This is a genomic window from Neisseria sp. P0021.S006, assembly GCF_051956895.1.
This window is the reverse complement of sequence record NZ_JBQCWZ010000979.1, coordinates 1-548: the sequence shown is the minus strand read 5'-3', so window position 1 is coordinate 548 and position 548 is coordinate 1. Positions and strand designations below refer to the sequence as shown.

Genomic DNA, 548 nt, shown 5'->3' with positions numbered 1-548 from the left:
TTTCTAGATTGCACTAATAAATAGGCAAAGAAATTTGAATATTCAGAACTTGTTTCTAACGCCCAAATTTCTCCACTTTTTACACCATCTTTCTCAGCAAACCACCATTTATTTAAATACGGTCGCAAACGACCAAAAAGAATATCTCCTTTCCGGAATAATGAAGTTGTTTGTGTTCTAACTGACGTATCGCCAACTAAAATACCTGAATTGCTAATAAGATTTTCTAATTCAACATCTAAATCATATAAACTTGAATCAACAAATTCATTTCTCACATTCAGAATTTCTCCCAACACCTTTTCTTCCCACGCCCCCGTAAACCCTTTAAACCGCAAACGTGGCTCTTGTTGTTTATCCATTTTCCCCCCTTAGCCTTTCAAAATCGCCTGCCATGCGGCAATGCCCTGCAAATCAAACTCGCTGCCGGTGAGTTCGTCCATCATTTGCGCCAGTGCGGCGGCGCTCTCTTGTTTACGCTCGCTAATGTGCTGATAGGTATCGGCATATTTGTCGCAAAGTGCGGTCAGTTTTTGGCTAAATTGCGC

Annotated in this window: 1 protein-coding gene; it reads right to left on the bottom strand. The window is 40.9% G+C overall.

Annotation, left to right across the window (positions count from 1 at the left end; genetic code table 11):
* The coding region (locus ACTHUM_RS18260; protein WP_440403716.1) for a hypothetical protein at nt 1-362 on the bottom strand (362 nt) is incomplete at its 3' end.
* Between the last annotated feature and the right edge of the window lie 186 nt (nt 363-548).